This window comes from Aestuariirhabdus haliotis, from assembly GCF_023509475.1.
GTDB classification, from domain to species: Bacteria; Pseudomonadota; Gammaproteobacteria; order Pseudomonadales; family Aestuariirhabdaceae; genus Aestuariirhabdus; species Aestuariirhabdus haliotis.
Genome location: NZ_JAKSDZ010000008.1, coordinates 15555 through 39717 on the forward strand (window position 1 = coordinate 15555; position 24163 = coordinate 39717).

Here is a 24163-nt window from a genome sequence, read left to right on the forward strand (position 1 = left end):
GATGACCGATATTCTGGAAACTGCGAAGCAAAGCTTGCTGCTGCCGGCGGGGCTGTCTGAGAATAATCTGCAACAGGTTCTCGATAGCATGCTGGGTCGCACCCTGGATGCTGCTGACCTCTATTTCCAGAGTTCTCGACAGGAATCCTGGGTGTTGGATGATGGCATCGTGCGCGAGGGTAATTTTAATGTCGATAGTGGCGTTGGAGTGCGCGCCATCAGCGGAGAAAAAGCCGGTTTTGCCTACTCGAATGAGATTATCTTACCCGCCCTGCAGCAAGCTGCCGGTGCGGCTCGTAGTATTGCCGCCCAGGGCCAGCAACGCCAGGTATCAGCATGGCAGCGTAGTTCGTCTTTAGCGCTTTACCAGCCAGCCAATCCACTGGATTCGATGTCCCAGCAGGACAAAGTAGATCTTTTAAAACGCCTGGATGCCGAAGCTCGGGCGCTGGATTCCAGAATCAAACAGGTGACGGTTGGGCTGTCCGGTTTGTTTGAAACCATCCTGGTTATGGACACCGATGGTACCCTGGCAGCCGATGTACGGCCGTTGGTGCGTCTTAACGTTAGTGTTATTGCAGAGCATGAAGGGCGCCGGGAGCGAGGTTCAAGTGGCGGCGGTGGGCGTTGCAGTTATGAGCATTTTTTACAGGATGATCGAGCCTCGGGCTATGCTCGAGAAGCAGTGCGACAGGCGTTGGTGAATCTGGAAGCCATTCCTGCCCCCGCCGGTGCCATGCCGGTGGTGCTTGGCCCAGGTTGGTCAGGGGTCTTATTGCATGAAGCAGTTGGCCATGGTCTGGAGGGTGATTTTAATCGCAAGGGCAGCTCTGCATACGCGGGCAGAATTGGGGAGCGTGTCGCTTCTGAACTCTGCACTATAGTGGATGATGGCACTCTGGCAGGGCGTCGAGGCTCTCTCAATATGGATGATGAAGGGACTGTCACCGAATGTACCACGTTGATCGAGAATGGCATTCTTAAAGGGTATATGCAGGATAAGATGAATGCCCGCTTAAGCGGTGAGCGCTCGACGGGAAATGGCCGCCGTGAGTCCTATTCACACTTACCAATGCCCAGAATGACCAACACCTATATGCTGGCTGGTGAAACGGATCCAGAAGAGATTATTGCATCTGTTGAGCGGGGGATTTACACCGCCAATCTGGGCGGTGGCCAGGTTGATATAACCTCAGGGAAGTTTGTTTTTTCGACCAGCGAGGCTTACTTGATTGAAAAAGGCAAGATCACGGCGCCGGTGAAAGGGGCTACCCTGATTGGTAATGGCCCTGAAGCGATGAATCTGGTCAGCATGGTCGGCACCGACCTTGAGCTGGATACCGGTATCGGTGTGTGCGGAAAAGAGGGGCAATCAGTTCCCGTTGGGGTTGGCCAGCCTACCCTGAAGATCGATGAGCTCACGGTAGGCGGTACGGGCTGATAGGGTTATTCCGAATCGATGATAATGCTCTCATCGACATAAAAAGAAGTCGACCGTGAAGTATCAAGAAGGAAATGCGGGTTCTGCTTCAGCTCGGTGATCAATTGAATCCACTGATCGCTGGAAGTGATTTCGAACGCTTCGCGGGGTTTTTCAAACCAGAATTCGACGACACCATCATAGGGGGCTTCGAAGTGTTGTCGCTGCTGCAGTTTGTCGTTTTCTTCAACTTGCAGGGTCAGGCTTTTGGCGGCGCGGCAACAGTTTAAGGTATTGCCAGCATCACGGATAAATTGGTCGAATTCATTGTTCCAGTAGTTCCGGAGTTCTATATCACTGACGCCTGCCTTGCGCCGGAAGCACATTACTTGCTTGATCAATTGAGTCTTCCTTATATACGTTGATTATTCTGCGAGTTCTGATTGCTCTCTCAGGTAACGAAACAGCTTGCGGCTACTGGCCGGTGGTTTTTGTTGTTCCAGTTCCTTGCGAGAGTTCCTTATAAGCTGGCGCAGGTATTGAATATCGGCAGTGGGATAGGCTTGTAAATACTCTTGCAGGGCCGCATCGCTTTCATTTATCAGGCGCTCGCGCCAGCGTTCCAACTGGTGAAAAATCCGGTTGTACTCCGCGCTACTGGTATCCTGCCGGTCGACTGCCTGTTGCAGGGACTCGATCTCCTCGTCGCGCATGAGTTTGCCGATAAACTGGCGGTGCCGTTTGAGGGCGTTATGGCTTTTTATTCGTCGGGTTTCTTCCAGCGCTCGGCGCAAACGTTCGCTGATTGGCAAGGCTGCCATCACATCAGGTTTCAATTCCAGTAGACGCATACCTAGGGCCTGCAGTTCATGCATCTCCTGTTTAACCTGGGTTTTGCTTTTGTAATCTTCGTCGTCGAAATCGAGCGAGTCATTTTGGTGGTCTGAGCTCATAGCAATAAACAGTTTGTAGCCATTGAGAGAATTGATTACCCATTGTAAACCGATACCTCATCAATGTCTGTGTATGGTCTGTGTAAGCGAGCACTGTTTATCCTAATTTCCGGGCAAACTCCCTTAGGGCTTGTTCGCGGGCCTGCTGCGGGTAGAATGGATCGATAGCCTCTTTGATAGCGATCTTTCATTATGACCCCAACCCCGGTTAATACCCCTTTGGACCTGCGCCAGGAGCAGCATCGACTGCAACAATTGGTGCAAGATATTCTTAAGGAGGCTCGCAAGCAGGGTGCCAGTGGCGCGGAAGTCGGGGTAAGCCTGGATAGCGGTTTGACCACGAATGTGCGTATGGGTGAAGTCGATACGGTTGAGTTTAATCGAGACCAGGGGTTTGGCATCACGCTTTATTATGGACAGCGCAAGGGTTCAGCCAGTACGTCGGACAGCAGCCAGCAGGCGATCGTGGATACGGTAACGGCGGCCAGCAATATCGCTCGCTACACCTCCGAGGACCCGTATGCCGGTCTGGCTGATGCCGATATGATGGCGTCGGAACTGCCTGATCTCGATCTGTTTTATCCCTGGGACGTCGAGGTGGATCAGGCGGTTGAGATTGCTACTCGCTGCGAGCAGTCCGGATTGGAGGTTTCAGACCAGATTACTAATTCCGAGGGGGCCAGCCTGTCCAGCCATCAGAGTTGCCGGGTCTATGGTAACAGTCATGGTTTTATGGGTGGCTATCTGGCGTCGAGACAAAGCCTTAGCTGTGTGTTGATTGCCGGTGAACGCGATCGCATGCAGCGAGACTACTGGTATAGCCTGGCGCGCAAGCAGGAGAATCTGGAAGACCCTGAAGCCATTGGTCGACGTGCGGCTGACAGAACGCTTCGACGCCTGGACCCGCGAAAGCCTAAGACGGAACAGGTGCCGGTGCTGTTTGCCGCCGAAATCGCCGGAGGGTTGCTGTCGCATCTGTTGGGTGCGATCAGTGGTTCCAGTTTGTATCGACAGGCCAGTTTCCTGCTGGGGCATCTGGATAAGCCCCTGTTTCCCGAGTTTGTGCGTATCTACGAGGAGCCTCTGTTGCGCGGAGGTATGGCAAGTGCCTCATTCGATAACGATGGTCTGGCGACCTATGCCAAGGACTTTGTTCGTGATGGCGTTCTGTGCAGCTACCTGCTTGGCGTCTACTCGGCGCGTAAGCTCGGTATGACATCGACCGCCAATGCCGGTGGGGCACATAACCTGCGTATCAGTGACAGTGGTCTGGGGGCCGGTGAGCTCTTGCAGAAAATGGATCGAGGGCTACTGGTCACTGAGCTTATGGGGCAAGGGGTGAATCTGGTCACGGGTGATTATTCAAGAGGTGCCAGTGGTTTCTGGGTCGAGAATGGCATCATCCAGTATCCCGTGTCTGAAATTACCATCGCTGGTAATTTGAAAGATATGTTCGCCAATCTGGTTGCGGTTGGAAACGACGTTGATCGGCGGGGTAATGTACAGTCAGGCTCAATTTTGCTGGAAGGTATGACGGTTGGTGGGGATTAGTCCGTTATGTGATCCTGATAGGAGCAGGAGGGCTATTCGCCCTCCCCGAAGAAGTCGTTAACCAGTTCGGTAATGGCTTCCAGAGCCCGCTCTTCGTCGTCACCGTCAATCCGCAGAATAAGTTCGGTGCCCTGGCTCGCCGCCAGTAGCATCACTGACATAATACTCTTGCCGTCAACCATCTTGCCGTCGTGGCCTACCTCGATGGCGCTGCCATAAGCGGAAGCGGTGGTAACAAACTTGGAGGCGGCCCGTGCATGCAGACCGAGTTTATTGATAATAGTTATCCTGGTGTCGATCATGTTGGTTCACATTGTTATTTTTGTGTGGTGTGAAGCTCGCGGTGACGAACCTGAACATTCTTGATTTTGTCGCTAAAGCTGTTGGCCAGCTGCTCACTGAGATATACCGAGCGATGGTGTCCGCCGGTACAACCGATGGCAACCGTCAGATAGCTTCGGTTGCCTGCCTCGAAAGCGGGCAGCCAGCGATCGACAAAGTCACCTATATCGGACAGCATTCCCTGTACTTCAGGTTGATCGGCCAAAAAGGTCTGTACGGGTTCTTCCAACCCGCTAAACCCCCTGAGATGAGGAACCCAATAGGGGTTGGGTAAGCAGCGTACATCAAATACGTAATCGGCATCAATTGGGATGCCGCGTTTGAAGCCGAAGGACTGAAACAGCAACGCCAGGCTATCGTTGTTACGTTGGGCTACGCGCGTGCGAATCAGGTCACGCAGTTCGTGAAGCGACAGGGAGCTGGTATCCAGAGTCAGTTTGGCTTCGTCTTTGAGCGGAGCCAAGAGTTCACTTTCGGCCAGTATTGCTTCTTCTAATGAACATTGATCGTTGGAGAGTGGGTGCCGGCGGCGGGTTTCACTGAATCGCTTCAAGAGGGTCGCGGGTTCGGCATCCAGGTAGATGACCTCACAGTTAACACCGCTTTCGCTCAGTTGGCTGAGGATTTCCGGGAAACGTTTGAGGTCGGCATGCATATTACGAGCATCGATACTCACCGCCGCATTACGCAGTTCTGCTTCCCCTGAGATTTCTGCGGCCAGAGAGCCCAGAAGTCCAGCCGGCATATTATCGACGCAGTAAAAACCCTGGTCTTCCAGTACGTGTAACGCACTACTTTTTCCTGAGCCTGATCGTCCACTGATTATGACTAGTCGCATGCCACTTTTTCCACTGAGTACAGGCAGCGAGCCACCTGTCCATTGACTGAATTAGTGGAAGTATATCAGCTGGTAAGTGACAGGTCTGTGACCTGAGGGATTCAGTCAATCGGCGCGATAGCGATGGTGTAGAGTTCGCTGCCATCTTTTGCGTGGCGAAGATTGTTACGATAGCTGGCATTGTCCAGCCGTCCCGCCAGTTCTTGCAGGATAGCCAAATGTTCGTTGGTAGCTTCGTTGGGTACCACAAGGGCGAAAATAAGATCCACCGGATTGCCATCCATAGCATCAAAATCGATGCCATCGGAGAGTTTTAATAGGGCTCCCATGGGTGCGGTGCAGGATTCGAGTCGGCAGTGGGGTATGGCGATACCCTTGCCAAAACCGGTGCTGCCGAGTCGTTCACGCTCGATCAAGCCATTAAAAAGATTATCCGCCGAGATTTCCGGAGCGCCCTGGGCAATGGTTTCCGCCAGGGTTTCGAGTACGCGTTTTTTGCTGCCGCCTTCCGCAGCACAAAGGCTGCGGTCGGGGCTTAGGAGGGTTGTCAGGTTCATGGAGAATATTAACGAGAGAGGTTCTTTTCCTTGTGTTTCATCAGCTGACGATCCAGTTTGTCGGCCAGCATGTCGATGGCGGCATACATATCGTCATGGACAGCAGTGGCGTGGATGTCAGCACCGCGAACATGGAGGTTGGCCTCTGCTTTTTGCCCTTCTTTTTCTATGCTCAGGGTGACGTTGACGCTGGTGATGGTGTCGAAATGTCTTTCCAGACGGTCAACCTTGGTTGCTACATACTCACGCAAAGCTTCTGTTACATCGACATGATGTCCACTGATGTTGATTTGCATGCGTCTCTCTCCTAGATGGGTTTTTCGTGATACTGAACCGACACCATGTCGTGCTCAGCTGTGTGCCTCTGTTTCGATCATATCCGAGACTCGATATTTCTATGTTGCTATTAATCAATATAACCTATACCAGACGTTTTCTTTCGTTTGATGGAGGAATGGACAGGGATTCTCGATACTTGGCGATGGTGCGGCGGGCTACCTGAATTCCTTGCTCGGCAAGCAGACCGGCTATTTTACTATCGCTCAATGGTTTTTTTGGGTTCTCGGCGGCAACCAGTTTCTTGATAATCGCACGAATGGCGGTGGAGGAGCATTCCCCACCACTGGCCGTGCTGACATGGCTGGAGAAGAAATACTTCAGCTCAAAGATGCCCCTTGGGGTGTGCATGTATTTTTGCGTTGTGACCCGGGATATGGTCGATTCATGCATGCTGACGGCTTCCGCAATATCATGCAGAACCAACGGTTTCATGGCTTCTTCGCCATAATCCAGAAAGCCGCGTTGGTGTTCGACAATCTGGGTGGCGACTTTCATCAGGGTCTCATTGCGACTTTGCAGGCTTTTAAGGAACCAGCGGGCTTCCTGCAGGTGGTTTTTCAAGTAGGTGTTGTCGGCGCTGTTATCGGCTCGCTTGACGAGGGAGGCGTAGCCCGAGTTAATCCGTACACGGGGCATGGCATCCGAGTTGAGTTCAACAATCCAGCGCTCGTTGACCTTTCTGACCGTTACATCGGGAATGACATATTCGGGCTCGCTGCTTTCGATACTGGCTCCAGGCTTGGGGTTCAGGGTCTGGATCAGCTCGATTGCCGCTTTGAGTTCGGGTTCTTTGAGGCGTGCTTTGCGCATCAGTTGAGCATAGTCATGGTTGCCCAAAAGGTGGATATGTTTTTCAACCACCAGAGCGGCCGGTTTCAGGTGGGGAGTGTCGCTCGGAAGTTGGGCCAGCTGGATCAGCAGACATTCGCTCAGGGAGCGCGAAGCGACCCCTACAGGATCGAACTGCTGTATCCGGCGAAGTACGGCTTCGATCTCATCAAGCTCAATCTCCAGATCGGCATCGATGCTGTCGAGCAGCTCCTCGCAGCTGCAGCCAAGGTAACCATCCTCTTCAAGAGCGTCGATGATAGTGATCGCAATGGCACGATCGGTATCGCTCATTGGAGTCAGGTTAAGCTGCCATTCGAGATGGGATTGCAGTGAATCCACCGTGCTGGCACGCGCCGCTGGATTGTAGTCATCGTTGTCCGATGGGGCTGAAGAAGCAGGTAAGCTCGATTGATAGACATCGTCCCAGGCAGAATCTACTGGCAGATCATTGGGGATGTTGTCCTGCCAGTCGTCGGAAAGAACCTCGTTCTCGTTATTGGCGCTCTCGCTGCTCTGTTGTTCCTGCTGGCGTTGCTCACCTTCATTGAGAGCGGTTGATTCGGCTTTAATATCGAATTCCGTACCGTCACGGGCTTCATCTTGCTTTGAGCTGGGTTCTTCCAGGCCGTCTTCGGCCTCGAGCATAGGGTTAGATTCGAGGGCTTGCTGAATCTCCTGTTGAAGATCCAGGGTAGAGAGCTGCAGAAGTTTTATGGCTTGTTGCAGCTGAGGCGTCATCGTCAGCTGCTGGCCCATTTTCAGGACTAGGGATGGTTTCATAGATAATACAATGTCCGGTCCATATACTGCCTACTCCTCGCATGGGTTACCCCGGTAGCCTCTTGCACCGGCAAAAATCTTGCATGGCGTCTATTATAGAGCCGAAGTACTCCGAATGCCTATATTCGAAACTGGTGTCCGAGATAAACGTCTTTCACCTTTTGGTTACTCAGAATGGCTTGGGCATCGCCCTCTGCAATGATTTTGCCTTCGCTGACAATGTAGGCGAGCTCGCAGATATCGAGGGTTTCGCGCACGTTATGGTCGGTAATCAGAACCCCGATACCTTTGTCACGTAAATGACGGACGACATCCTTGATGTCATTGACAGAGATAGGATCTACCCCGGCAAAGGGTTCGTCGAGCAAAATAAAAGCGGGTTCAGTCGCCAGTGCCCGAGCAATTTCGACCCGGCGTCGTTCACCACCGGACAGACTGATGCCTTTGCTATCTCGAAGGTGAGAGATATGAAACTCGTTGAGCAACTCCTCCAGTTTGGCCAGGCGTTGCTTGCGATTGAGGTCCTTGCGGGTTTCTAAGATCGACAGAATATTTTCGGTGACAGTCAGCTTGCGGAAGATTGAGGCTTCCTGAGTCAGGTAACCTATGCCTTTGCGGGCCCGACCGTGCATGGGCAGACGCGTGATATCTTCGCCGTCCATCAGGATTTGGCCGTTGTCCGACTGAACCAGGCCAACAATCATATAAAAGCTGGTCGTCTTGCCGGCGCCATTGGGTCCCAGCAACCCTACAATCTGATTGCTGTTGATGCTGATCGAAATGTCTTCGACGACGTGCCGGCCACGATAACTCTTTGCCAGGTGAAGTGCTTTCAGGGTTGCCATAGATCGCTTACTGCTTGCTCTTGGGTTGAATGACCATCTCGACACGGTTCTTTCCGGTGCGACTGGTGGCACCCTGGGCGTTGACCGCCTGGGTTTTCATATTGTAATGAATGACATCGCCGGTAAAGGAGTTGCCCTCCTGAAACAGTTTGGCGTTCTTGATCAGCTTGACTTTGTCTTTGGCGATGGCGTAATCGATGGTATTGCCATAGGCCTTGATAATCTCTTTATCGACAGCCGGTTTTTCCTGGTAATGAGCTGGTGTGCCTTCCGCTACCATGCGAGTCACCGCACCCGCCTTGGTGTAGATGGTGACTTTATCGCCGGTAATATGAATCGAGCCCTGGTCCATGGTGACACTGCCTGTGTAGATGGCTCGTCCGGCTCCTTCGTCGATATCGGCCTTGTCCGCTTTAATGCGAATCGGTTGTTCCTGGTCTTCTGGCAGGGCTTGTGCGCCCGTGCTGGCCAGAAGGGTAGAGAATAAGAGAACAAGTAAGGGTTTAGTGGTGCTCATAGATGCCTCTGACGTTCGATTGTAATTGAACGCGGTCCTGGTTGAGGTGGGCCTTCATTCCCACAGCATGAGTGATCCCTTCGGGAGAGGTAATAACGACCGGTCGATTGGTTTCGGCCAGTTGTTGTTCAGAATATAGAGTGATGAAATCGGTATCAAGGCGGCCTGTTTCCAGGCCTTCTCTGGATAGCATGGTCATGCTGACATCGTCCCAGAGTTCCAGGTCTTCGTTGCCAGGTAACAGTTTTCCCGAGCGCGCACTGATGAGGCGTTCACCCATGTCGCGTATCAAAATAACACGGGGTTCACGAATCATGGTCGTATCGTTGTGGGGGAAGTGGTTTACTCGTTCAGCTTTGAGGCGATGATCGGGTTTACCCAGTTCGTTAAATCGGGTCACCTGGGCATTATCCAGGTAGAAGTCCACTTCCTGGCGCTCACGAGGGTCGATATTGGGCGGTGCGAGTGTCTGGCGAAGTGGTGTGTTCTCGTAAAGATACAAGCCGGCGTAGGCAAATAACACTCCACATAACAACGTAACCAGGACAGCTCTAATCATGAATCACTCACAGGTAACTATCGAGGGCACTTTGTAACTTACCCTGAGCGGCAAGCAGGGCGTCGCAAAATTCACGGGCTGCGCCCTGACCACCTGAGGATTGGGTCACGGCGATGGCGTGTTGCTTTACAAAGCTGTGGGCATTGGCCACGGCGGCGCCCAGGGCTACGTGACGGATGGCCGCGAGGTCGGGCAGATCGTCGCCCAGGTACGCCACCTGATGCAGCTCCAGCTGAAGGCTGGGCAGAAGTTCTTTCAGGGCGATCAGTTTGTCTTCGCGACCCTGAACCAGGTGTGAGATGCCCAGGTTTTTTGCGCGCCGGGCAACCAGTTGCGAGGTGCGGCCGGTGATAATAGCCGTTTCAATACCGGCGCGTTGCAGCATCTTGATTCCCTGCCCATCGAGGGTGGAGAACGCTTTGAGCTCCTCGCCGTTTTCGCTGAACAACAGTTGGCCGTTGGTGAGTACGCCATCGACATCAAAAACAGCCAGACGAACCTGTTTGGCTTTTTCTTCGTACTGACTGAACATCAAACGACTCCTGCCTTTAACAGATCGTGCATGTTAAGCGCCCCGACAGGTTTGTCGTTATCATCGATGACAATCAGGCCGTTGATTTTGCTTTCTTCCATGATATGGACCGCTTCAGCGGCCAGCATACCAAGGGTGATGGTTTTGCAGTGCCGGGTCATGACGTCATCGATGGAGGTCGTCGCCATGTTGAGTTCGTGATCCAGCGAGCGACGCAAGTCACCGTCGGTAAAGACGCCGCTCAGGGTTCCTGCAGCGGATACAATCGCGGTCATTCCCAAACCTTTTTGAGTCATCACCAGCAGGGCGTCTCGCAGCAATGTGTTTTCATTGACAATGGGGAGGCGTTCGCCGCTGTGCATGATGTCGTCCACTTTTAACAGCAGGCGGCGACCCAAAGAGCCGCCCGGGTGGGAAAAAGCAAAGTCTTCGGCGCTAAAACCTCGGTGTTCCAGCAGGGCGATGGCCAGGGCATCCCCCATCACCAGAGTTACGGTAGTGCTGGATGTTGGTGCCAGGTTGAGCGGGCAGGCCTCTTCTTTAACGCTGGTATCAAGGTTGACGTTGGCCGCTTGAGCTAAGGCAGAGTCGGGGTTACCTGTCATGCTAATCATGGGTACCCCAAGCCGTTTGAGTAGGGGGATCAGGGTGACCATCTCGCCAGTGTTACCGGAATTGGACAGGGTGATAACCACATCATCGGCGGTAATCATGCCCATGTCACCGTGGCTTGCTTCTCCTGGGTGAACGAAGAATGCGGGGCTGCCGGTGCTGGCCAGGGTGGCAGCTATTTTAGTGCCAATATGGCCGGATTTTCCCATTCCTACCACGACGATGCGCCCGCGGCAGTTGATCAATAGTTCGCAAGCTTGCTCAAAGTCGGCATCGATTCGCTGTTCTAGCTGGGCTATGGCTTCCTGTTCCATGCGTACGGTACGCAGGCCGGAGGCTTTGAAGCTATTGGGTTGGGTCATTAGGCTACCAGGCTATTCAAACAAAGGAAGATACTGTTACAAGGTCAAATACAAGGCGACATAATACGCGCTATAACCGGCAAATAGAATGCTACCGCTGAGTCGTCCTATGCCGCCATTTCGCAGCGCAAGCCAGGCCATCACCGCTAGCAGTAGGGTAAGCCCCAGCATGCTGGCGTAGTCGCGATATAATATTTCGCTAGTAAAAGCGGTAGGGGCAATCAGGCCGGGTACAGAGAGCACGGCCAGCAAATTAAAGATGTTGGACCCCACCACGTTACCCAGGGCAATGTCGTGGTGCTTCTTAAGGGCGCTTGCGACCGATGCGGCGAGTTCGGGTAGGCTAGTGCCAACGGCAACCACAGTGAGGCCGATAACCAGGTCACTCACACCGAAGAACAGGGCGACTTCAGTAGCTCCCCAGACCAGCATGCGTGAGCTTATCAGCAATATGGCTAATCCGAGCCCGAGGATGGCCAGGGCCCGTCTCAATGGAATGTCAGGGATCTCTTCCGCCTCATTCAATGCCAGTGCCTGGTCCCCGGCGGCGAGTGGCGGTTTTTGCCACCGAAACAGCAGGTAAAGTGTGATTACCAACCCTGACAGCAGGAATACACCGTCCATAAGGCCCAAATAGAGATCAATCAGGCACAATCCGGCTGCTAGCGTGATAACCAGGAGCAGAGGGATCTCCCTGACAATCAGTGAGTTCTTCACGGGCAAAGGGGCGATGAGTGCGGTGATGGCCAACACCAGGCCTATATTGGCTATGTTCGAACCGATAGCATTCCCTGCGGCAAGCCCGGCATGGCCATCTGATGCGGCCATTATCGATACCAGGATCTCCGGGGCGGATGTGCCCAAGGATACGACGGTCAGACCGATCAACAGGGGAGACATGCCTAACTGCCGAGCTGTCGCAGCAGCACCTTCGACAAATTTGTCGGCGCTCCAGATCAGGGCTGCGAATCCGGCGGCTATCGAAAGCGATGCCAAAAGCATAGAGGAATCCATCAGTTAAAAAAGGGGGCTAATTAAAGAGATTATCCATTTTGAATGCAAGCCTCTGACGATATGGCCTCATCAGTGAAAGAGCGGGCTGGAAGCGACGGTCATAAGTGATTAGAATGCGCTCAAAGTTTAGTAACAAGGAATCCCGTGTTGGAATTCATCTGTATAGTCGGAATTCTATCGGCTGCCAAGGAAGTGGCGATCTGAATGGACGATTTTGACAATCCTTATATTGAAATGTGCGGTCTCAGCTTTCGGCGTGGGGAACGTGTCATTTTTGATAAGGTCGATATTGCCATTCCTCGAGGCAAAATTACCGGCATCATGGGGCCTAGCGGCACAGGTAAAACTACCCTGCTGAAATTGATTGGTGCCCAAATTCGCCCGGATAAAGGCTGTGTAAAGGTTGATGGGCAGGAAATAAGCTCATTGCGACGAGGCGACCTCTTTGCGGTGCGCAAGAAGATGGGCATGCTGTTTCAGAGCGGTGCCCTGTTCACGGATCTCAGTGTTTTCGAAAATGTCGCCTTTCCTCTAAGGGTTCATACGAGTCTCGATGAAGCCTTAATTCGTGATCTGGTACTGATGAAGCTTCATGCGGTGGGATTGCGTGGTGCGCGCGATCTGATGCCTAGCGAGTTGTCGGGTGGTATGGCGCGACGCGTTGCCCTGGCCAGAGCGATTGCCCTGGATCCCCAGATGATGATGTACGATGAACCCTTTGTTGGTCAGGATCCTATGGCTATGGGGGTTTTGGTGCAGTTAATTCGCATGCTGAATGATGCTTTGCAACTGACCAGTGTTATCGTCTCCCATGATGTCCATGAAACGGCCAGCATCGCTGATTACATCTATGTTGTGGGTGATACCCATGTACTTGGTTTTGGTACCCCGAAAGAGATGATCAACTCCGAAGATCCCCGTATTCGTCAGTTTATGCAGGGTTTGCCCGACGGGCCGGTACCTTTCCATTATCCTGCCCAGGAGTACCATCAGGACTTGATGAGAGGGCATGATGCATAACATTTTAGCGAAATTGCGCTTGCTGGGCCGATCGGGTCTGGAGCGACTGGAAGCTCTGGGGCGTGCGCTGATTATTTTGCTGGGCGCTATTTTTGGCCGCTCCTTGTTTGGCTCTAATCTTCAACTGCTGATTGCCCAGATCTATTCGGTGGGGGTGTTATCGCTCATCATTATAACTGTGTCTGGATTGTTTATTGGCATGGTGTTGGGTTTGCAAGGCTATAACATCCTGGTCAAGTACGGTTCCGAAGAAGCGGTGGGCCAGATGGTGGCATTAACACTGGTTAGGGAGTTAGGTCCGGTGGTGACGGCATTGTTGTTTGCCGGCCGGGCCGGATCAGCCCTGACCGCAGAGATTGGCTTGATGAAGGCGACCGAGCAGCTTTCCAGTATGGAAATGATCGGTATAGACCCATTGAAGCGCATTGTGGCTCCAAGGTTTTGGGCTGGCTTTATTTCCATGCCCTTGCTGGCACTCATATTCAGCTGTGTCGGTGTGATTGGCGGCTCCATGGTAGGCGTGAATTGGTTGGGGATATATGAGGGCTCGTTCTGGGGTGTGATGCAGAACTCGGTGAGTTTTCAGGGCGATGTGCTTAACGGCATCATAAAAAGTATTGTGTTCGGGTTTGTTGTGACCTGGATAGCTGTCTTTCAGGGCTATGACTGTGTTCCCACATCGGAGGGGATCAGCCGGGCAACAACCCGAACCGTGGTCCATTCATCCCTTGCAGTGCTAGGGCTAGACTTTATTTTGACCGCAGTGATGTTTGGAGAATTGTAATCATGCGCATGAGAACGGTAGAAATCAGCGTGGGTGGTTTTATTGTAGCTGGAGTGCTTGCGCTGGTGATGGTTGCATTGCGTGTGAGTGGGCTCAGTATCTCTTCCGGCGAAAGCGACTATCGACTGGTCGCTCATTTTAGCAATATAGGTGGCTTGAGTGTGAGAGCCAAGGTTTCCATGAGTGGTGTTCCGGTCGGTAAGGTTGTGGCCATTGAGTACGACCGTGAAGCCTACGATGCCAAAGTAACCATGGCGATAAATAGCCGATATGACAATATCCCTTTTGACAGCACGGCGATGATTCTGACGTCGGGATTGCTGGGTGAGCAGTATGTGGGGATTAGTGTCGGAGGAGATGATGAGTTTCTGGCCGAAGGGGATGAGTTTGACGATACCCAGTCCGCACTGGTGCTCGAAGAGCTGATTGGTCAGTTCCTGTTAAATACCGTTGAGAAGGATTAGTCGGTTGCGCGATAATTACTTTCGGGGCTTATTGGTAGAGGTGCCACTTATGAAATGGTTTCGTTCAATCTTCGTGATGTTGATGATGCTAGCTCTCTCCGGGCCGGCTCAGGCGGAAATCGGGCCTGAGCAGGTTGTGCGCGAAACCACGGATCGCATGATGGGTATGCTGAAGGATCAGCGGGAGCTCTATAACTCTGACCCTGAGGCGTTGTACAAAGCGCTTGATGAGTTGTTGTCCCCGGTAATTGCCTTTGATGCGATCGCTAAAAGCGTGGTTAGCGTCAAGTACAACCGTGACGCGAGTCCGGAGCAGATGCAGAATTTTGAGGTGGTGTTCAAGCGCAGCCTGGTCGAGTTTTATGGCAAAGCCATCAGTCAGTTTGATGATAGTGAGTTCAATATTGATATTGTTGTAAAGCCGGTTGATCCCAAGAAAATGAAGAAGCGCCGGGTTCCTGTGGAAATGGATGTGACCACCGCTAATGGAACTCTGATTCCCCTGACCTACACCATGTTCAAGGCTAAAGACGGTACCTGGAAGCTTCGTAATGTGATTGTGAATGGTATTAATATCGGCAAGTTGTTCCGTACCCAGTTTGATCAGGCCATGCAGGATAATGGTAAGGATCTGCAGTACGTGATCGACAACTGGGGTGAGATCCTGTCCCAGAACAACCAGCCGCAATCCAGCTGATGCACGGTCAGGCATGGCTATCCGGTCGTCGAGAAATCTCCCTGTCAGGTGAGATTGATTTCGACACAGCCCCGGAACTGGATCGCTTGGTGAAATCCCTGTTGGCCGAAGCGCCAGGCATTGATTGGCAGCTGAATATGGACGGTGTGGTGCGGGTTAACAGCGCGGCGCTGGCGCTGTTGTTGAGCTGGCATCGTTTTCTGGCTCCGCATCAGGGCGCTTTGGAAATCAAAGCGATGCCAGGCGAACTCATCGACCTGGCCAGGGTCTGTGGCGTCGATGAGATTCTTCAAGCACATTGAGTGAGCTGCGAGCTACTTTCCCCACCCAGCGTATTCTTATATCATAGGCGCCCTTTTTTTATTGCCACCCCAATAGAGGTACGCCATGACGCCCGAAGAGATCAAGCAGCTGCTGGAATCCCGACTCGATGGAGTGGAAGTGCAGGTCGAGGGGGAAGGCTGCGATTTTCGACTCAACCTGATTGGTGATGAACTGGCGGCTATGCGACCGGTCAAGCGTCAGCAGACGGTGTATCAGCACCTCAACGAATTCATTGCCAGTGGTGCAATCCATGCCGTAAACATGGCATTTTTCAACCGAGAGCAGTGGTCGGCTCGCGGCCAGTAGAACCTGTTTCCTTACTTATGGCAGTACCAGATCTCCAGGAGATCCCATGGATAAACTGATTATCAGCGGTGGAGTTCGTCTCGATGGCGAAATTCGCATTTCGGGAGCGAAAAATGCTGCGCTTCCTATTCTCGCAGCCACACTGTTGGCCGAAGAGCCTGTTACCGTCTGCAACTTACCCCATTTGCACGACATAACCACTATGATCGAACTCTTCGGTCGCATGGGGGTCGAGCTGGTGATTGACGAGCGGCTCAATGTTGAGGTTCATGCCAGTACGATCAAGAGCCTGAGCGCACCCTATGAGTTAGTTAAAACCATGCGGGCCTCGATTCTGGTCCTGGGTCCGATGTTGGCCCATTTTGGCGAAGCGGAAGTGGCCCTGCCTGGAGGCTGTGCGATCGGCAGCCGCCCCGTAGATCTGCATATTCGCGGTTTGCAGCAGATGGGTGCCGAGATAGTCGTTGAAGATGGCTATATCCGTGCACGAGTCGAAGATCGTCTCAAGGGAGCGCGAATCTTTTTCGATACGGTCACGGTAACCGGTACCGAGAATTTGCTGATGGCCGCTTGCCTGGCCGACGGAGTCTCCGTATTGGAGAATGCCGCACGGGAGCCAGAGGTGGTTGATCTGGCCAATTGCCTGATCGCGATGGGGGCCAAAATCGAAGGCCATGGCACCGATATGATTACGGTGACGGGTGTGGAGCGGTTACATGGTTGCACCTATCCAGTGTTGCCGGATCGTATCGAAACCGGCACCTATCTGGTGGCTGCGGCGGCAACGGGTGGTCGAGTTAAGCTTAAGGATACTCGCGCCGATATTCTTGATGCGGTTTTGGTTAAGCTGGAAGAGGCTGGTGCCAAGCTTAATGTTGGTGAAGACTGGATTGAACTGGACATGGAAGGTCGGCGCCCCAAGGCGATCAACCTTCGAACCGCTCCCTACCCAGCGTTCCCGACCGATATGCAGGCCCAGTTTGCTGCTCTTAATGCGATCGCCGAAGGGGCCGGGCAGGTTGTGGAAACTGTGTTTGAAAACCGCTTTATGCATGTCAATGAGATGATGCGTATGGGGGCCGATATCAGTGTTGAGGGTAACACTGCGATGGTCAGGGGGGTCGATCAGTTAAAGTCGGCGCCGGTGATGGCAACGGATCTTCGTGCGTCGGCCAGCTTGGTCATTGCCGGATTGGTGGCCGATGGTGATACGGTGGTCGATCGTATCTACCATATTGATCGTGGTTACGAATGCATTGAAGAGAAGCTACAGTCGCTGGGCGCTAAAATTCGACGCGTGCCCTCCTAGGAGAAGTTAAACGGATGAGCAGTTCGCAGCAGTTGACTATTGCCCTGTCCAAAGGGCGTATTCTTGATGATACCTTGCCACTGTTGAAGGCCGCGGGTATCGAACCTCAGGAAGATCTGAATAAAAGTCGCAAGCTGATTTTTGATACCAGTCGTGATGACGTTAAGCTGTTGATTATTCGTGCTACCGATGTTCCCACCTATGTTCAGCATGGTGCAGCAGATCTCGGAGTCGCCGGTAAAGATGTCTTGATGGAACACGGGGGCAAAGGCTTGTATGAGCCGCTGGATCTGGAAATTGCACGTTGCAAGCTGATGACGGCGGGTCCGGTCGACGCTCCCGCGTTATCCGGTAGACTCAGAGTGGCAACCAAATTCGTGAATGTTGCGCGACGTTATTATGCTGCCCAGGGCCAACAGGTTGATGTCATCAAGTTGTATGGTTCGATGGAGTTGGCGCCTTTGGTGGGGCTAGCCGATCGAATTATCGATGTGGTGGATACCGGCAATACCTTACGGGCGAACGGCCTGGAACCTCAGGAGCTGATAGCCACCATCAGCTCTCGGTTGGTGGTCAATAAAGCATCGATGAAGTTAAAGCATGGCAAGGTGCAGGAATTGATTGAACGTCTGGGAGAAGCGGTTGTTAACTCCCGTAAAGAGAGCTGATCGATGTTAGGGCTTTTTACTGAGTAATTGAGTGGCTGCGGTTGAAAGGAGATGATGTCATGCCAAATCCCACAGTAGATATTGCCCGGTTGGATGCGGGTGCTGAAGGTTTTCGTGAGCGTTTGGATCGTATGTTGGCCTGGGACGGGGTGTCCGATGACAGTGTGGTTTCCAGCGTCACCGACATTATAAGTAATGTGCGCCAACGCGGTGATCAGGCGCTGGTTGAATACAGCAATCGCTTTGATCGCCTCGATGTCTCCGACATGCAGCAGCTCAGCCTGGGTGCCGATCGTTTGCTTGAGGCCTACGAAGGGTTGCCCGAAGAGCAGAGAGAAGCGCTTCGTGTTGCGGCTGAGCGTATTCGGGATTATCACCAGCGGCAGCTACAGGAATCCTGGCACTATCGGGAGGCCGATGGCACCCTGCTGGGTCAGCAAGTAACCGCAATGGACCGTGTGGGTATCTATGTGCCTGGCGGAAAGGCGGCTTATCCATCGTCGGTGCTGATGAATGCGATTCCGGCCAAAGTAGCCGGGGTATCCGAAATCATCATGGTGGTACCAACCCCTGACGGGGAAGTGAACGAGCTGGTGCTGGCAGCGGCGCATCAGTCTGGCGTTGACCGGGTCTTTACCGTCGGTGGTGCTCAGGCAGTGGCGGCCCTGGCTTATGGCACGCAAAGCGTGCCCGGAGTCGACAAAATCGTCGGTCCCGGCAATATCTATGTGGCGACGGCCAAGCGAATGGTATTCGGTCAGGTAGGTATTGATATGATCGCCGGACCTTCTGAAATTCTTGTGGTGTGCGACGGTCAAACCAATCCTGACTGGATCGCGATGGATCTGTTCTCTCAAGCCGAACATGACGAAGACGCACAATCTATCCTGGTCTCGCCGGATGAAGAATTCCTGGATCGTGTACAAGAAAGCATCGAGCGTTTGCTGCCCACGATGGAGCGGGCGGACATTATTCGCGCTTCTCTCGAATCCCGGGGCATGCTGATTAAGGTTTGTGATCGTGAGCAGGCGCTGGCGGTAACTAACCGCATTGCCCCTGAGCATTTGGAGTTATCGGTAGAAGATCCGGAAGCCTGGGCGCGAGAAGTTCGTCATGCCGGCGCCATCTTTATGGGGCGTTATACGGCCGAAGCACTGGGCGATTATTGCGCAGGACCCAATCACGTCTTGCCGACGTCATCAACGGCTCGTTTCTCATCGCCGCTTGGGGTTTACGACTTCCAGAAGCGCTCCTCGTTGATCCAGTTTTCGGCCCAGGGGGCTTCGGAGATGGGTAAGGTGGCTTCCGTTCTGGCTCGTGGCGAAGGGCTTACGGCTCACGCTCGTTCTGCCGAGTACCGGATTCGCAAATAAGGCTTGATGATGGGCTGGCCTTGGTTGGATTTGACTTCCAGGCTGGCTGCTAGGGGATGACCATTCTGGGGCGTTCCCCTACCACCGTGTTGAACGTCTGCTCGTTGCCCTGGCGCAAGGCTTTGATGGTGACTTTTTCCCCGGGCCGCTGACGAGCCACTTGATCCATCACTGAGCGGCCATTGCCGGCGTAAGTGCCGTTAATCTCCGTAATCACATCCCCTCTTTGCAAACCAGCTGTAGCCGCAGGGCTGTTTTTGTACACGCCTGAAATCAGAATGCCATCACGCAGTGCGATGCCGAACGACTCGGCCAGTTCCGGTGTCAGGGGTTGGGCTTCAATGCCTAACCAGCCACGGATAACACGGCCATGCTTGATGATCGATAGCATCACGCTACGGGCCAGCTCAGATGGGATGGCAAATCCGATGCCTTGGGAGCCGCCACTGCGGGAGAAAATGGCGGCATTGATACCCAGCAGGTTACCTTCTGCGCTGATTAAGGCGCCGCCAGAGTTGCCGGGGTTGATGGCTGCATCGGTCTGGATGAAGTCTTCGTAGGTGGTGATGTTGAGTTCGTTTCGTCCCGTGGCGCTGATGATACCCATGGTCACCGTTTGCCCTACGCCGAACGGGTTGCCAATAGCCAGCACGACATCACCAATGCGAGCGGTTTGTGAGTCGGCCAATGTGATTGTGGGCAGGTTGGCGAGTGAGATTTTCAGCACCGCGAGATCGGTTTCCGGATCGTCGCCAATAATGGTGGCTTCAGTGTCGCGCCCGTCCCGCAAGGAGACAATAATCTCATCCGCCTCTTTAATGACGTGGCTATTGGTCAGAATATAGCCTTCCGGGCTCATAATTACCCCGGAGCCCAGGCTCGATTGCATGCGCCGGTTTCTCGGGACGCTGCCGTAGCCGCCAAAGGGGTCGTCTTTTCGGGAGTCTATCAACGGGTTGTTTGGGTTGGTTGCCTTGGCGGTATAGATGTTGACGACGGCCGGTGCCGCCGCGCTCACCGCATCGCTGTAGGATGTGCGGATACCGCTTTCGGCAGACGGCTGAGGGGCAACGGTTTGCAAGGTAATGGCGGGCTTTTGCGTGGGTGGGTTGCCGATCAGTGCGGGAAACTGCTGTATCAGTAATAACGCGACCAGCACTCCGCAGACTACTGGCCAACTGATATAGGAGAACAGACGGTTCAAATGCAGGTCCCTGAGCAAAGGCGGTCGGTGCAAAATGCGTCGACAAAGATTAATATTATCAGGCGATTATACGCAGCATCTGAGGGGCATTCCACGTTTTGAACAATGCCCGAGCTGTTTACGCTGTTATTCAGACCTTCCAGGGTGGCCCCATGTCTTTGCCTCTGTACGAATTATTGGATCTATTGAACGCCGAACTCAAACCCGCTCAGTTTAGTGATTATTGCCCTAACGGTTTACAGGTAGAGGGTGCCGGGCGAGTCGAGAAGGTGGTGACCGGAGTGACGGCCAGTCAGGCGTTGATCGATGCGGCAATTGAAAGGCAGGCGGACCTGTTACTGGTTCACCATGGCTTTTTCTGGAAAGGGGAGTCGGCGCCAATCGTGGGTATCAAGCAGCGCCGTATCAAGGCCCTGCTCGAGCATGGAATCAGTCTGGTGGCTTATCATCTGCCACTCGATGCGCATCCGGTGCTGGGTAATAATGCCCAGTTGGGTCGATTGCTTGGAGTGAACAAGGCATCGCCCATCAGTGCTGATGATCCGTCATCATTGGTGTGGATGGGGGAGCTGGAACGGCCCTGCAGTGCACCAGAGATGCAACGCCTGCTTGAAGCGAAACTGGGCCGAGAGCCGCAGTTGATTTCAGGTGGATCCCACGAAGTGAAACGGGTTGCCTGGTGCACCGGTGCGGCACAGGGTTATATAGACCAGGCCGCGCTGGCCGGGGTTGATTGCTTTATCAGTGGCGAAATATCCGAGCCTACAGTGCACAGTGCACGTGAACTGGGTATCCATTATCTGGCGGCAGGGCATCATGCCACGGAACGTTATGGTGTGAAGGCGTTGGGGGAGTGGCTGGCACAGACACAAGGGCTCGACCATACCTTTGTTGATATCGACAATCCGGTCTAAGGGTCGTCTGGTTGGCTGTAGGTAGCAACTCTGTAAGTCGCTGGGGGTAGGGGGGGTTATCCCTCTTTGTCATATTAATAGTTTTTTTTATTCTTAAATTTAGTCTACTTATAATCATCACCTATTTGATATAGTAGCCACCCCTTTTTTGAGAATCTGCGCTTTTTCTGCTTGAGCATTATTCCGCGAATGCCAATACCCAAAGCGCTTAATATGGAACCTTCCATGTCGGATAGAAAACTTACCCATCTCAAACAGCTTGAAGCTGAGAGCATTCACATTATCCGTGAGGTCGCGGCCGAATTTGATAATCCGGTCATGCTGTACTCCGTCGGCAAGGATTCAGCGGTGATGCTGCATTTGGCGATGAAGGCGTTTTACCCCGGTAAGCCACCATTTCCCCTGATGCATGTGGATACCACATGGAAGTTTCGTGAGATGATCAGTTTTCGTGATCAGCATGTCAAGAATCTGGGATTGGAGTTGCTGGTTCACACCAATCAGGAAGGCGTTAAACAGGGTATTGGCCCCTTTACTCATGGCAGCGCCAAGCATACTGACGTGATGAAAACCGAAGCGCTCAAGCAGGCGTTGGATAAATACGGATTTGATGCTGCCTTTGGTGGTGCCCGTCGGGATGAAGAGAAGTCCAGGGCCAAAGAGCGTGTTTACTCCTTCCGTGACAAGAACCATCGATGGGACCCCAAAAACCAGCGCCCTGAGTTGTGGAATATCTACAACGGCAAGGTAAATAAGGGCGAGAGTATACGTGTGTTTCCATTGTCTAACTGGACCGAGCTGGATGTCTGGCAGTATATCCACCTCGAACAGATCCCCATTGTGCCGCTCTATTTTGCCAAGCCTCGTCCCGTCGTTATGCGTGATGGTGTCAAAATTATGGTGGATGATGAACGCATGCCGCTTGAGCCCGGAGAAGAGCCAACGATGGAAATGGTTCGTTTCCGTACCCTGGGCTGCTATCCCCTGACCGGAGCGGTCGATTCCCAGGCCACTACCTTGCCTGAAATTATCCAGGAAATGCTGCTGACCACGAGTTCCGAGCGTCAGGGTCGAGTGATCGACCACGACAGCGCTGGCTCGATGGAAAAGAAGAAGCAGGAAGGCTACTTCTAGCTTTAAGCCGTTATTTGTCCATGGGTCGCTTGCGCGGCCCGAACGCAACCGAACATCAGAAGCCGCTATGTCACACCAATCAGACCTGATCGCGACCGATATTAATGAATACCTGGCTCAACATGAGCGTAAGGAACTCCTGCACCTGCTGACCTGTGGCAGCGTCGATGATGGTAAGAGCACCCTGATCGGGCGCTTGCTTCATGACTCAAAAATGATCTATGAAGATCAGCTGGAAGCGGTTAAGGCCGATACCGTCAAGCACGGTACCACGGGTCAGAAACTCGATCTGGCGCTGCTGGTTGATGGTCTTCAGGCCGAGCGTGAGCAGGGCATTACCATTGATGTTGCCTACCGTTATTTTTCCACGGCCAAGCGCAAGTTCATCATTGCCGATACTCCCGGGCATGAGCAATACACTCGAAATATGGCCACAGGGGCCTCCACCTGCGAACTGGCCATTATTCTTATCGACGCCCGTCATGGCGTCATGACCCAAACCCGTCGGCACACCTTTATTGCTTCGTTGTTGGGCATTCGTCATGTGGTTGTGGCGATCAATAAGATGGACCTGATGGATTTCAGTGAAGAGGTCTATAACCGGATTCGCGCACAATATCTGGAATTTGCCGACCAGCTGGGCATCGAAGATCTACGCTTTATACCCCTTTCCGCGCTGGAGGGAGACAACGTAGTCAACAATAGCGAAAAGAGCCCCTGGTACACCGGCCCCTCCCTGATGGAGATTCTGGAAACCGTCGAGCTGTCCGGCGACCGTAATATGGAGAACTTTCGCTTTCCTGTTCAATACGTGAACCGACCTAATCTTAATTACCGAGGATTCTGCGGAACCATTGCTTCCGGTACCGTATCTCCGGGCGATGATATTGTTGCCCTACCATCGGGTAAGGTCAGTCGTATCAAGAGTATCGATACCTATGAGGGTGCCTTGCAAGAGGCCTTTGCTTCGCAGGCTGTTACCCTGACTCTGGAAGATGAGATCGATATCAGTCGTGGTGATACTATCGTCAAAGCTGACGATTTACCGTTGCTGGCCAACCACTTTGAGGCCAACCTGGTCTGGATGAGTGAAGGCGCCCTCAAGTGCGGTCGCCAATACGATTTCAAGTTTTCATCCAATCTGACCACCGGCGCGGTAACCGATATTCTCTACAATATCGATGTGAATACCCTCGAGCATAAAGATGCGGATCAGCTGCAACTCAATGAGATTGCCCGCTGTCGGGTTAGCGTCAATAAGCGGGTGGCATTCGATAGCTACAGCAGTAATCGGTCCACCGGTGCCTTTATCGTGATTGATCGCCTGACCAATGTCACCGTTGGTGCGGGGATGGTCAGTGGTCTGGGTGGTGAAGAGCGAGACCATCAGCCAGTTACGGCCGCAGAGAGGGCTCAGCGCCTTGATCAAAAGTCCGCCATCATAGAGTTGGTGGGAGGCCAGATTGATGAGTGGCTGGTCACCCTTGAGCGGGGGCTGTTTGAGCGGGGTAAGACCGTACTGCTGTTACCGCGAGACATAACGCTATCTGATGCCATGCATGCATCACTGGCTAATGCCGGTCTGATCGCGCTGGTTCCCGTCAGTCAGGCAGGAACGGCCAATGCGCAGCACAGCAAGGTTTTGGATAGCCGTCAGGCGGTTGATGTCGCGTTAGAGGAAATTCTCTCTTTAACCGAACGTTAAGCCAATATTGAAGTTTTTGTGATGGTGAAAGCGGCAGCCGAAGGCTGTCGTTTTTTGTGGGCGAACCAGTGCTGTGGCGTAGTATTAAAATGCCGCCCGTTTTTGGTGCGCCTAACCCTGGGCAAGGGAACAAAAAATGACCGAGTCGACACGCAAAGTGCACTAATGTTGTTGAACACGGTTTTTTTTTGCTCAGTTTTTTCTCATGC

General features: G+C 53.0%; 28 protein-coding genes. 14 read left to right on the forward strand and 14 right to left on the reverse strand.

All coding sequences use genetic code 11. The features are described 5' to 3' along the window. Window position 1 precedes the first annotated feature (1 nt). Window positions 2-1441: a metalloprotease TldD gene (tldD, locus tag MIB40_RS07770; protein ID WP_249692694.1), complete on the forward strand. Its 1440-nt coding sequence runs from the start codon at window positions 2-4 to the stop codon at window positions 1439-1441. A gap of 5 nt (window positions 1442-1446) precedes the next feature. On the opposite strand, the gene MIB40_RS07775 is transcribed toward tldD, so the two are convergent. Further along, window positions 1447-1821, reverse strand: a complete 375-nt coding sequence (locus tag MIB40_RS07775; RefSeq protein ID WP_249692695.1) for an EthD domain-containing protein — start codon at window positions 1819-1821, stop codon at window positions 1447-1449. 24 nt (window positions 1822-1845) lie between these two features. Further along, window positions 1846-2373 carry a ribosome biogenesis factor YjgA gene (yjgA, locus tag MIB40_RS07780; protein WP_249692697.1) on the reverse strand — a complete coding sequence of 176 codons (528 nt, stop codon included), beginning with the start codon at window positions 2371-2373 and terminating at the stop codon, window positions 1846-1848. A gap of 192 nt (window positions 2374-2565) precedes the next feature. Between yjgA and pmbA the strand changes: the two genes are divergently transcribed. Further along, on the forward strand, window positions 2566-3924 hold the full coding sequence (pmbA, locus tag MIB40_RS07785) for a metalloprotease PmbA (protein ID WP_249692698.1): 1359 nt from the start codon (window positions 2566-2568) through the stop codon (window positions 3922-3924). A gap of 32 nt (window positions 3925-3956) precedes the next feature. Here pmbA and MIB40_RS07790 read toward each other — a convergent pair whose 3' ends face one another. From MIB40_RS07790 to MIB40_RS07840, 11 genes are all read right to left on the reverse strand, one after another. Next, window positions 3957-4226 carry an HPr family phosphocarrier protein gene (locus MIB40_RS07790; protein WP_249692699.1) on the reverse strand — a complete coding sequence of 90 codons (270 nt, stop codon included), beginning with the start codon at window positions 4224-4226 and terminating at the stop codon, window positions 3957-3959. A gap of 14 nt (window positions 4227-4240) precedes the next feature. Continuing rightward, a complete protein-coding gene (gene rapZ, locus MIB40_RS07795; RefSeq protein ID WP_249692700.1) occupies window positions 4241-5104 on the reverse strand; it encodes an RNase adapter RapZ in 864 nt (287 codons plus the stop codon). Window positions 5105-5205: 101 nt separating this feature from the next. Beyond that, window positions 5206-5661, reverse strand: coding sequence for a PTS IIA-like nitrogen regulatory protein PtsN (ptsN, locus tag MIB40_RS07800; protein WP_249692702.1), 456 nt, complete (start codon window positions 5659-5661; stop codon window positions 5206-5208). An 8-nt stretch (window positions 5662-5669) separates the two neighbouring features. Then, window positions 5670-5957, reverse strand: a complete 288-nt coding sequence (hpf, locus tag MIB40_RS07805) for a ribosome hibernation-promoting factor, HPF/YfiA family (protein ID WP_249692711.1) — start codon at window positions 5955-5957, stop codon at window positions 5670-5672. Window positions 5958-6081: 124 nt separating this feature from the next. Next, window positions 6082-7611, reverse strand: a complete 1530-nt coding sequence (locus MIB40_RS07810) for an RNA polymerase factor sigma-54 (RefSeq protein WP_249692713.1) — start codon at window positions 7609-7611, stop codon at window positions 6082-6084. 119 nt (window positions 7612-7730) lie between these two features. After that, window positions 7731-8456, reverse strand: coding sequence for an LPS export ABC transporter ATP-binding protein (gene lptB, locus MIB40_RS07815; RefSeq protein WP_249692716.1), 726 nt, complete (start codon window positions 8454-8456; stop codon window positions 7731-7733). Between the two features lie 7 nt (window positions 8457-8463). Next, window positions 8464-8973 carry a lipopolysaccharide transport periplasmic protein LptA gene (gene lptA / locus MIB40_RS07820; protein ID WP_249692718.1) on the reverse strand — a complete coding sequence of 170 codons (510 nt, stop codon included), beginning with the start codon at window positions 8971-8973 and terminating at the stop codon, window positions 8464-8466. Continuing rightward, window positions 8960-9532, reverse strand: coding sequence for an LPS export ABC transporter periplasmic protein LptC (gene lptC, locus MIB40_RS07825; protein ID WP_249692720.1), 573 nt, complete (start codon window positions 9530-9532; stop codon window positions 8960-8962). Before lptC ends, lptA begins: the two co-directional genes overlap by 14 nt. A gap of 7 nt (window positions 9533-9539) precedes the next feature. Then, window positions 9540-10064: a KdsC family phosphatase gene (locus MIB40_RS07830; RefSeq protein WP_249692722.1), complete on the reverse strand. Its 525-nt coding sequence runs from the start codon at window positions 10062-10064 to the stop codon at window positions 9540-9542. Beyond that, the gene (locus MIB40_RS07835; RefSeq protein ID WP_249692724.1) at window positions 10064-11038 is read right to left on the reverse strand and encodes a KpsF/GutQ family sugar-phosphate isomerase; all 975 of its coding nucleotides are present in this window, start codon (window positions 11036-11038) and stop codon (window positions 10064-10066) included. The genes MIB40_RS07830 and MIB40_RS07835 overlap by 1 nt, the downstream gene beginning before the upstream one ends. 36 nt (window positions 11039-11074) lie before the next feature. Beyond that, window positions 11075-12040: a calcium/sodium antiporter gene (locus MIB40_RS07840; RefSeq protein ID WP_249692726.1), complete on the reverse strand. Its 966-nt coding sequence runs from the start codon at window positions 12038-12040 to the stop codon at window positions 11075-11077. A gap of 216 nt (window positions 12041-12256) precedes the next feature. Between MIB40_RS07840 and MIB40_RS07845 the strand changes: the two genes are divergently transcribed. The 9 genes from MIB40_RS07845 (at window position 12257) to hisD (ending at window position 18997) form a co-directional block, all read left to right on the forward strand. After that, window positions 12257-13072: an ATP-binding cassette domain-containing protein gene (locus MIB40_RS07845; protein ID WP_249692736.1), complete on the forward strand. Its 816-nt coding sequence runs from the start codon at window positions 12257-12259 to the stop codon at window positions 13070-13072. Next, the gene (mlaE, locus tag MIB40_RS07850) at window positions 13062-13856 is read left to right on the forward strand and encodes a lipid asymmetry maintenance ABC transporter permease subunit MlaE (RefSeq protein WP_249692738.1); all 795 of its coding nucleotides are present in this window, start codon (window positions 13062-13064) and stop codon (window positions 13854-13856) included. The genes MIB40_RS07845 and mlaE overlap by 11 nt, the downstream gene beginning before the upstream one ends. A gap of 2 nt (window positions 13857-13858) precedes the next feature. Further along, window positions 13859-14320 (forward strand): outer membrane lipid asymmetry maintenance protein MlaD, encoded by a 462-nt coding sequence (gene mlaD, locus MIB40_RS07855; RefSeq protein ID WP_249692739.1) that lies wholly within the window; start codon window positions 13859-13861, stop codon window positions 14318-14320. Window positions 14321-14369: 49 nt separating this feature from the next. Then, window positions 14370-15017 (forward strand): MlaC/ttg2D family ABC transporter substrate-binding protein, encoded by a 648-nt coding sequence (locus tag MIB40_RS07860; protein ID WP_249692741.1) that lies wholly within the window; start codon window positions 14370-14372, stop codon window positions 15015-15017. Continuing rightward, window positions 15017-15319 carry an STAS domain-containing protein gene (locus tag MIB40_RS07865; RefSeq protein ID WP_249692743.1) on the forward strand — a complete coding sequence of 101 codons (303 nt, stop codon included), beginning with the start codon at window positions 15017-15019 and terminating at the stop codon, window positions 15317-15319. Before MIB40_RS07860 ends, MIB40_RS07865 begins: the two co-directional genes overlap by 1 nt. Window positions 15320-15404: 85 nt before the next feature. After that, window positions 15405-15647, forward strand: a complete 243-nt coding sequence (locus MIB40_RS07870) for a BolA family protein (protein WP_249692746.1) — start codon at window positions 15405-15407, stop codon at window positions 15645-15647. 46 nt (window positions 15648-15693) lie between these two features. Further along, entirely contained in the window at window positions 15694-16956 is a 1263-nt protein-coding gene (murA, locus tag MIB40_RS07875) for a UDP-N-acetylglucosamine 1-carboxyvinyltransferase (protein WP_249692749.1), read from the forward strand. A gap of 14 nt (window positions 16957-16970) precedes the next feature. After that, complete coding sequence (hisG, locus tag MIB40_RS07880) at window positions 16971-17624, forward strand: ATP phosphoribosyltransferase (protein WP_249692751.1); 654 nt, start codon at window positions 16971-16973, stop codon at window positions 17622-17624. Between the two features lie 59 nt (window positions 17625-17683). Continuing rightward, entirely contained in the window at window positions 17684-18997 is a 1314-nt protein-coding gene (gene hisD / locus MIB40_RS07885) for a histidinol dehydrogenase (protein WP_249692753.1), read from the forward strand. 49 nt (window positions 18998-19046) lie between these two features. On the opposite strand, the gene MIB40_RS07890 is transcribed toward hisD, so the two are convergent. Then, entirely contained in the window at window positions 19047-20201 is a 1155-nt protein-coding gene (locus tag MIB40_RS07890) for a S1C family serine protease (protein WP_319941639.1), read from the reverse strand. Between the two features lie 152 nt (window positions 20202-20353). Between MIB40_RS07890 and MIB40_RS07895 the strand changes: the two genes are divergently transcribed. The 3 genes from MIB40_RS07895 to cysN all read left to right on the forward strand — a co-directional run bounded on the left by MIB40_RS07895 (window position 20354) and on the right by cysN (window position 23954). Next, window positions 20354-21115 (forward strand): Nif3-like dinuclear metal center hexameric protein, encoded by a 762-nt coding sequence (locus tag MIB40_RS07895; protein WP_319941640.1) that lies wholly within the window; start codon window positions 20354-20356, stop codon window positions 21113-21115. A 225-nt stretch (window positions 21116-21340) separates the two neighbouring features. After that, on the forward strand, window positions 21341-22249 hold the full coding sequence (cysD, locus tag MIB40_RS07900; protein ID WP_249692754.1) for a sulfate adenylyltransferase subunit CysD: 909 nt from the start codon (window positions 21341-21343) through the stop codon (window positions 22247-22249). 67 nt (window positions 22250-22316) lie between these two features. Beyond that, entirely contained in the window at window positions 22317-23954 is a 1638-nt protein-coding gene (gene cysN, locus MIB40_RS07905) for a sulfate adenylyltransferase subunit CysN (RefSeq protein WP_249692755.1), read from the forward strand. Window positions 23955-24163 lie beyond the last annotated feature (209 nt).